Here is a 4098-nt window from a genome sequence, read left to right as displayed (position 1 = left end):
GGCCTTTGGTCACAGGGCAGACCAGCAGTTCAAGCAGTTTGGTGTCCATGGCCTGATGGTAAGGGAGAAATCAGCGGGGCCAGCCGGGCATCGAGTGCGGCAAAGAACGCTGGTTCGGGCGTAAACACCAAAGGTACGGCCAGAACCTCCTTTTGTGATGTGCCCTGCAGGGCAAAAAGCTTGACGGCGTCTTTTTCAGTGCACAGCACCACACGCCCTTTGAGTTCCTCCGCTTCCAGGTCTTGATCGGTGAAGTCATGGTGGTCGGGCAGGGCCGTTGTGGCCTGCAGCGTCAGGCCGGTTTCCCTCAGCATTCCGAAAAATGCTTCAGGATTGGCTATGCCCGCAAGTGCCGCCAGAGGCCGGCCCCGCAGGCTCGCCAGCGAGACCGGTTCGTCCCGGGCGGAATAAGCTTCGTTGCTCAGTTTCCGGTTGGAAACAAACCCTTCAAATGCCGGTTTTTGCCCGGTGTGYAGCACAAAATTCAAGCCAACCCGTTCGCGTGCGGGCCAGGGCTCACGCAACGGACCTGCCGGTAGCAGCCAGCCGTTCCCCACACCTCGGTCATCGAACACGGCAATCTCGATATCGCGCTGCAGGGCGTAGTGCTGCAGACCGTCGTCACACACGACTACAGCCGTGCCCGGATATGCCGCAAGCAATGCGCGCACGGCGTCTGCACGCTTGCCGGCAACAAAAACAGGCGCACCCGTTGCGCGCTTGATAAGGGCCGGCTCGTCGCCTGTGAGGTGAGGGGATGCGCCGGGGACCACCTCCAGGCAGGCGGTGCCGTGCCGTCCATAACCCCGCGACACCACCCCCACCCGTATCTGTTGCGCCTGCAGATGTTTCACCAGGGCAATCACCAGCGGTGTTTTTCCGGCGCCGCCGGCAATGACGTTTCCGACCACGATCACCGGAACGCCGAAATGTTCGGACCGGAGAATGTGACGGCGATACAGCACCCACCGCAGCCGCACGACCAGGCCATAGGCCTGGGCCAGCGGCCAGAGCAGGCATGCCGGCCAACCCCGTTTGCGCCAGGCATTCTGCAAAATCTGTTTCACGTGATGACTGCCATTTCGCCGCGAAGGCTGCATGGAATGGGCAACCGGCCCTGGCCTATCTGGCCCCGGCCGTTGCGGCGCTTTGCGTTGCAAATGTGATTTGTGTCAGCCCCTGGCGGCGTGCGGCCTCCATGACCGTAATAACGGCCTGATGCGTGGCGTTGGCATCGGCGCTGATGATGATGACGCTTTCCTTGCCGGCTTTCGCTGCTTCGGCAAGCGCGGCTCCCAGCACTTCGATGCCACGGCCTTCCACCAGAGTCTTGTTGACCATGTAGCGGCCGTCGCTGCTCACGGCGACGATGACTTCCTTGGGATAATCGCGCTGCTGTTCGGCGTTGGCGATCGGCAGCTTGACCTGAAGTTCGGTGAACTTGCTGTTGGTGGTGGACAGCATCAGGAAGATCAGCACCACGAGCAGTACATCGATGAAGGGGATCAGATTGATCTCCGGCTCGTCATGAGGATGGGGGCGGAAGTTCATTTTCTGAGGGTATTGAGGTGGCGTACAAAACGCTCGGCCGCCAGCTCCATCGTCAGCAGATATCCGTCCACTCGCGCCCGGAAATAGCGCCAGAAAATCAGCGAGGGAATGGCCACCATCAGGCCGAAAGCCGTGTTGTAGAGCGCAATCGAAATGCCTTGCGCCAACTGGGCAGGGTTGCCGCCAGCGGCATTGCTCACACCTCCACCACCTGCCTGGGAGCCGAAAATCTCGATCATGCCGATGACTGTGCCCAATAGGCCGAGCAGGGGGGCGGCAGAGGCGATGGTCGCCAGGGCTGCCAAGTATCGTTCCAGCTTGTGGGCCGCCTTGCGTCCTGCGCCTTCCAGCGTGGAACGCAGGTCATCCTCGCTGATCCTTGGATTGGTGTTCAGGGCGCGAAAACCGCTGGCAAGCACTTCGCCGAGCAGCGAGTTTTGTTCAAGCTGCGCCACGACATCGGGTGAGGGGACGGAGGCGCGGGAGACGGTGATGGCTTCGTCAAGCAACTTGGCGGGGGCGACTTTTCGGGTTTTAAGGCTGGTAAAACGCTCGATAACCAGAGCAAGGGCCAAGACAGAGCAGGCAACCAGGGGCCAAATCGGCCAACCTGCGGCTTGTATGATCGAAAACAATGCACATCTCCAGGCAGTAAGTTGTGGTGGATTATGGCTTACAGAAACTGCCATCTCGTTGCGGCTGAGCCTGATCTGTTAAATGTTCGCAACGTGATCGCGTGTCGGACGTAGCCCACAGAAGCTGTGGATAACTTTGTTAGCAAGTGGTGGCGCAGCGGCCTGCAAGCCGCGCCAAATCGTGCATGTGACAGAACGATGAAATTTTGAGCAGAATTAAGTTATTCAAAATCAATGAGTTACACGAATTTATCTCGATATCCGCGCGAAACCAGGGGGTCGAGCCTTGAGGGACGGCTCTCTGTGGAGTATTACACCCGGATTACCAAGGGATTTAGGGGTGTTTGATGCATCGGCTCCTTCCGAGAAGCCGCAAGCGGGAGCGCGCGACGCGGGCATCCGGGTATGGCCCGTCGGGTCTTTGCTAAGGGCTATTTCGGACAGCCTTGAAGCCCGATTTAACCCGGTCGCGGTGCAGGGTGAGATCAGCGGGTTTTCGCGTGCAGCCAGCGGCCACTGCTATTTTTCGCTCAAAGATGAACAGGGGCAGGTTCGCTGCGCCATGTTTCGCCGCGCTGCCACGATGCTGGAGTTTTCCCCGCGCGACGGCCAATTGGTGGAGCTGCGGGGACGGCTGGGTGTTTATGAGCCGCGCGGTGAACTACAACTGGTGGTCGAGTCCATGCGCCAGGCAGGCCAGGGCAATCTTTTTGAACAGTTCCTGCTGCTCAAGGCCAGACTTGAAGCTGAGGGCCTTTTCGACCCAGGCCGTAAAAGGCCTTTGCCTTTGCTGCCCCGCGCCATTGGTGTGGTGACTTCGCTGGGTGCCGCCGCCTTGCACGATGTCACGAGTGCTTTGCAGCGCCGTGTGCCGCATATTCCCGTGGTTATTTATCCTGCCAGCGTGCAGGGCAGCCAGGCAGCCGGCGAATTGCGCGCCGCTTTGCTCAAAGCCTATCAGCGGCGATCCCAGGACCGCGTGGATGTCTTGCTGGTGGTACGCGGYGGCGGYGCCATGGAAGACCTGTGGGCTTTTAATGATGAGCARCTCGCCCGAACCCTGGTGGAATCGCCCATGCCAGTGATTAGCGGGGTAGGGCATGAAACCGATTTCACGATCGTCGATTTTTGCGCTGACGTGCGTGCGCCCACGCCRACCGCCGCGGCAGAACTCTGCGCGCAGCCCCAAGCGGTGTGGTTGGGTGCGCTCGACATGGCCGTGTCGCGGCTGCAAAACGGCGTAGACCGCCAGCTGGAGTCGCACAACCAGCGCCTGGACTGGGCGGCTTCCCGGATTAGCCGGCCGTCGCATCTGGTTACCAGGCAGCATGCCCGCCTGGCCGGGCTCGGCCAGAGCCTGAGCCATGCAGCGCGTTTGGCACTGCAGCACGAACAGCGCAAGCTACAGGTCTTGGGCAGCAATTTTCCGCACGAAGTGCAAGGCAGCCTGCAGCGCGGCCGGCAGCGCATCGAGCGCGCGCAGTTAAGGCTTGAGTTGCTGGACCCCAAACTGGTTCTGAAGCGCGGCTACGCCTGGCTTGCCGACCTTCAGGGGCAACCCATTACAAGCCGCGAAAAGACCCATGTGGGGCAACCTGTACGCGCTACCCTTGCCGACGGCGAGGTCGATTTGACAGTTTCTGCGCGCAGACTGATTTAGTTTTTACAATGACATCGTTAAAAGCAGTTTATTCATCACCACGAGGAAAAAATCATGGAACACAAACTCCCCCCGCTACCGTACCCGATCGACGCCCTGGCGCCGCATTACAGCCAGGAAGCCTTTGAATACCACCATGGCAAGCACCACAATGCTTACGTGGTGAACCTCAACAACCTGCAAAAGGGCACTGAGTTTGAAGCCATGACGCTCGAAGAGATCGTCAAGAAATCCAGTGGTGGTGTGTACAAC

General features: G+C 59.7%; 4 protein-coding genes and 1 pseudogene. 2 read left to right on the top strand and 3 right to left on the bottom strand.

The genetic code is table 11. The annotated features are described in order from the left end of the window. Window positions 1-29: 29 nt before the first annotated feature. The 3 genes from lpxK to AC1D1P_RS16300 are packed head-to-tail and all read right to left on the bottom strand — an operon-like array spanning window position 30 to window position 2186. A complete protein-coding gene (gene lpxK / locus AC1D1P_RS16310) occupies window positions 30-1100 on the bottom strand; it encodes a tetraacyldisaccharide 4'-kinase (protein ID WP_477669425.1) in 1071 nt (356 codons plus the stop codon). A gap of 22 nt (window positions 1101-1122) precedes the next feature. Next, the gene (locus AC1D1P_RS16305; protein ID WP_477673687.1) at window positions 1123-1551 is read right to left on the bottom strand and encodes an ExbD/TolR family protein; all 429 of its coding nucleotides are present in this window, start codon (window positions 1549-1551) and stop codon (window positions 1123-1125) included. Further along, on the bottom strand, window positions 1548-2186 hold the full coding sequence (locus AC1D1P_RS16300; protein ID WP_477648746.1) for a MotA/TolQ/ExbB proton channel family protein: 639 nt from the start codon (window positions 2184-2186) through the stop codon (window positions 1548-1550). The genes AC1D1P_RS16305 and AC1D1P_RS16300 overlap by 4 nt, the downstream gene beginning before the upstream one ends. A 340-nt stretch (window positions 2187-2526) precedes the next feature. Between AC1D1P_RS16300 and xseA the strand changes: the two genes are divergently transcribed. Next, window positions 2527-3846 carry an exodeoxyribonuclease VII large subunit gene (gene xseA / locus AC1D1P_RS16295; protein WP_477669426.1) on the top strand — a complete coding sequence of 440 codons (1320 nt, stop codon included), beginning with the start codon at window positions 2527-2529 and terminating at the stop codon, window positions 3844-3846. A gap of 54 nt (window positions 3847-3900) precedes the next feature. Beyond that, window positions 3901-4098 (top strand): annotated as a pseudogene (locus AC1D1P_RS16290) (superoxide dismutase [Fe]); the annotation flags it as partial.

It is taken from the genome of Polaromonas sp. P1_E1_2 (assembly GCF_056406035.1).
The sequence above is the reverse complement of the archived record's forward strand: the minus strand, read 5'-3'. Positions and strand labels throughout refer to the sequence as shown.

What these genes read in the sequence shown, in the direction of transcription:
- AC1D1P_RS16305 (WP_477673687.1), bottom strand. Translation starts at nt 1,551, where the DNA reads ATGAACTTCCGCCCCCATCCTCATGACGAGCCGGAGATCAATCTGATC.